The sequence below is a fragment of the Gilliamella sp. Gris1-4 genome (assembly GCF_001690335.1).
GTDB classification, from domain to species: domain Bacteria; phylum Pseudomonadota; class Gammaproteobacteria; order Enterobacterales; family Orbaceae; genus Gilliamella; species Gilliamella apicola_P.
On the sequence record NZ_LZHA01000060.1, the window covers coordinates 1 to 3496 of the forward strand.

The following is a 3496-nucleotide window of genomic DNA, read 5'->3' on the forward strand; positions in this document are numbered from 1 at the left end:
AATCTCGCCAAGGAATACCGGTTCTCATTCGGAAAAGGATCCCTTCAAACGTCATCCGATGCTCGGATTTATTATAAACTCGGCCGGTATTTTTCATTATTTGTAGTAGCTTTTCCCACCGTTTATTTGTTAGCATTGTTCTTGGCATGATGAATCGAGTTATGGTTGTTTTTGGCTGAATTATTATAACTCACATCATGCCGTCTAAAAAATAATCATGAAAGATCAACACGCCCTAATTGAAATAAGTTAGCCACTGATGTGGCTATTTTTTGGTCTGATTAGATTGATAAGGTGAGAATTATCATTATTCATAATGATAACGGCAAGAAAGTATAATAATACAGTTATTTTCAATTTTATAAATTAACCTGTGTTCTCCATCAATTCTTCGCGACCAATAACCTGATAAGTTAAATTTTAGCGCCTCAGGCTTACCTAGACCTAAAAATGGCGTCCTGCTGATATCTTTAATAAGTTCATTGATGCGTTTAATCACTTTTTTATCTGTTTTTTGCCAATAAAGGTAGTCATTCCACGATTCATCTGAAAATAACTTATTCATCTTGTAGATCATGTTCCTGTAGTTGGCCGTTGTTAATTTGCTCTAATGAACGTAATAAATGTTTTGCATTGGCTGGTGAACGGTACAAGCGGGCGGTTTCTTCTAAAGATGTAAATTCATCATATGACATTAAAATGCAGTTATTGCCATTTTGGCGTGTAATGATTGTTGGCATTCGGTCGTTAACAACTTCATCCATTGTTGCTGCTAGATTTGCCCTTGCGGCTGAATAGCTAACGTGTCTCATAATATTCCCCATTGAAATGTAATTACTGAGAGTTATTGTACAATTAAGTTGTACAATGTCAATTGAGGGGGGGATTCATTTTATAAAAATGGGGGAAACTCATCTTAACGCAATATAAGAAAATAATAGCCACATTATTATTAGTGGCTATTTTTATTAATAACTGATTATTCAATCCCTTGGCTACGCAAGTAATCTTCATAATTACCTGTATAATCAATGACTTTTTCAGGTGTAATTTCAACAATGCGTGTTGCCAACGAACTAACAAATTCACGATCGTGTGAAACAAAAAATAGCGTGCCTTGATAAAGCTCTAATGCCATATTGAGTGATTCAATGGATTCCATATCTAAATGGTTAGTAGGCTCGTCCATAACAATAATGTTAGGACGTTGCATCATCAATTTACCAAATAACATACGTCCTTTTTCACCACCAGATAGGACTTTAACTTGCTTTTTAATATCATCTTGTGAAAATAACAATCGACCTAAAATACTACGTACGGCTTGCTCGTCATCGGTTGGCTGCTTCCATTGGCTCATCCAGTCAAATACAGTTAAGTCGCCTTCAAATTCGTATTCGTGATCTTGTGCATAATAACCAATATTGGCATTTTCAGACCATTTTATATCGCCTTGTTCGGGAGTAAGCTCTCCCATCAGTGTTTTTATTAATGTCGTTTTACCAATACCGTTAGTCCCTAAAATAGCGACTTTTTCGCCCACTTCGACCATTAGGTTTAAGTTTTTAAATAGTGGACCATTATCAAAACCTTTAGTCAGGTTTTCAACAACAAGCGCATTGCGGAATAGTTTTTTATCTTGCTCAAAACGAATAAATGGATTTTGGCGACTAGAGGCCTTGACTTCTTCGAGTTTTATTTTTTCAATTTGTTTTGCGCGCGAAGTTGCTTGTTTTGATTTAGACGCATTGGCACTAAATCGACTAACAAAAGATTGTAGCTCACTGATTTGTGCTTTCTTTTTGGCATTGTCAGCTAATAAACGCTCTCTCGCTTGCGTTGATGCTGTCATATAATCATCATAGTTACCAGGGTAGATGCGAAGCTCACCATAATCCATGTCTGCCATATGGGTACAGACCATATTCAAAAAATGGCGGTCATGCGAAATAATAATCATGGTGCTTTCGCGTTGATTTAAGGTGTCTTCAAGCCAACGGATAGTATCGATATCCAAGTTATTGGTCGGTTCGTCAAGCAATAAAATATCGGGATTTGAGAATAAGGCTTGGGCTAATAATACTCGTAATTTCCAGCCTGGTGCGATTTCGCTCATTAATCCATAATGTTGCTCAATTGGAATACCAACACCTAATAATAATTCACCCGCACGAGCTTCAGCGCTATAACCATCCATTTCGGCGTATTGGGTTTCTAAATCAGCAACTTTAAAGCCGTCTTCTTCGCTCATTTCGGGAAGTGAATAAATGCGATCACGTTCTTGCTTAATCTGCCATAATTCGGTATGCCCCATAATTACGGTATCAAGCACGGTAAACTCTTCAAAAGCAAATTGGTCTTGGCGTAACTTACCTAATCGTTCATGAGGATCTAAAGCAACATTGCCAGAGGTTGGCACTAAATCACCACCAATAATCTTCATAAAAGTTGATTTACCGCTACCATTGGCACCAATTAAACCATAACGATTACCATTACCAAATTTAACTGAGATATTTTCAAATAATGGCTTACTGCCAAATTGCATTGTGATGTTATTTGTACTTAACACTAGAATTTACTCTCTTTAACATGCGTTTCACTCATAAGTAATAATTAGCCTTTGAGTGAAGTCGCGGAAATATGAATTGGCGCATATTATGCCATAATTAATCATTTTTGAGGATCTTTGATTTGTTACAGGTGTTTTATGGTAGTGATTTTAATTTGCTAACTACTTATTAACCAATTTGAGTTGAAATTTTGACAAAAAAAATAAGAGGATAGCCCCCCGAAATTAGTAAAACTTAAATTAGTTTAAATAGTTAGTGAATGGATAGGTGTAATTAGGGGCTGTTGATCTTTGCTGTACATAAATTACTCAACAATACATTGGCAGCCACATTAACATAAATGCCAGTGATACCATACTGGCATAATTCCTTTCTAACTTATCGTATCTAGTTGATATTGAACGATATTGCTTGATTCTAGCAAAGGCATTCTCGACTAAATGACGATAGCGATAAAGGCACCTATCCATACTGCTTTTATCTATATCCTTACCATAATTACGTTTAGCAATCACCATTCGTCCGCCTTTTTGACGAACAAAGCACCGAAAAGGCTCGCTGTCATAACCTTTATCGGCTATCACTGTATTGACTTCATCGAGCTTTTCAACTAGGTTTTCTGCATAAGTGATATCATGTCGTTGTCCTTCAGAAAGCTCAAAACAAATAGGCAAACCACCACTATCAACCGCAAGATGAATTTTAGTTGAATTACCACCACAGCTCTGACCTATTTGCTCGGAATACTCCGTTGCAGCGCCTGTACTATGTTGATGAGCCCTGATAATCGAGCCATCTAGGAACACCCATTCAAAATCCGCTAGTTGTGATAAATGTTTGAAAATATCAACTAATATTCCTTTTTTAGACCACAAATTAAATCGCCTATAGACAGTGCTCCATTCACCAAACTCTTCTGGCAA

5 protein-coding genes are annotated in these 3496 nt (G+C 36.7%); all 5 read right to left on the reverse strand.

What is annotated here, in order from left to right; genetic code table 11:
* On the reverse strand, nucleotides 1-148 hold a 148-nt coding region (locus A9G31_RS07990; protein ID WP_141671415.1), incomplete at its 3' end, for a transposase.
* Between the two features lie 159 nt (nucleotides 149-307).
* Nucleotides 308-565: a Txe/YoeB family addiction module toxin gene (locus A9G31_RS07995; RefSeq protein ID WP_065561202.1), complete on the reverse strand. Its 258-nt coding sequence runs from the start codon at nucleotides 563-565 to the stop codon at nucleotides 308-310.
* Nucleotides 558-812, reverse strand: coding sequence for a type II toxin-antitoxin system prevent-host-death family antitoxin (locus tag A9G31_RS08000; protein WP_065561203.1), 255 nt, complete (start codon nucleotides 810-812; stop codon nucleotides 558-560). The genes A9G31_RS07995 and A9G31_RS08000 overlap by 8 nt, the downstream gene beginning before the upstream one ends.
* 167 nt (nucleotides 813-979) lie before the next feature.
* Complete coding sequence (locus tag A9G31_RS08005) at nucleotides 980-2572, reverse strand: ABC-F family ATPase (protein ID WP_034910532.1); 1593 nt, start codon at nucleotides 2570-2572, stop codon at nucleotides 980-982.
* Nucleotides 2573-2881: 309 nt separating this feature from the next.
* Nucleotides 2882-3496, reverse strand: a 615-nt coding sequence (locus A9G31_RS08010; protein ID WP_065561204.1) for an IS5 family transposase, incomplete at its 5' end; no start/stop codon positions are given.

Coding starts and splice junctions, on each gene's coding strand:
- A9G31_RS08000 (WP_065561203.1), bottom strand. CDS start 812: ATGAGACACGTTAGCTATTCAGCCGCAAGGGCAAATCTAGCAGCAACA.
- A9G31_RS07995 (WP_065561202.1), bottom strand. CDS start 565: ATGAATAAGTTATTTTCAGATGAATCGTGGAATGACTACCTTTATTGG.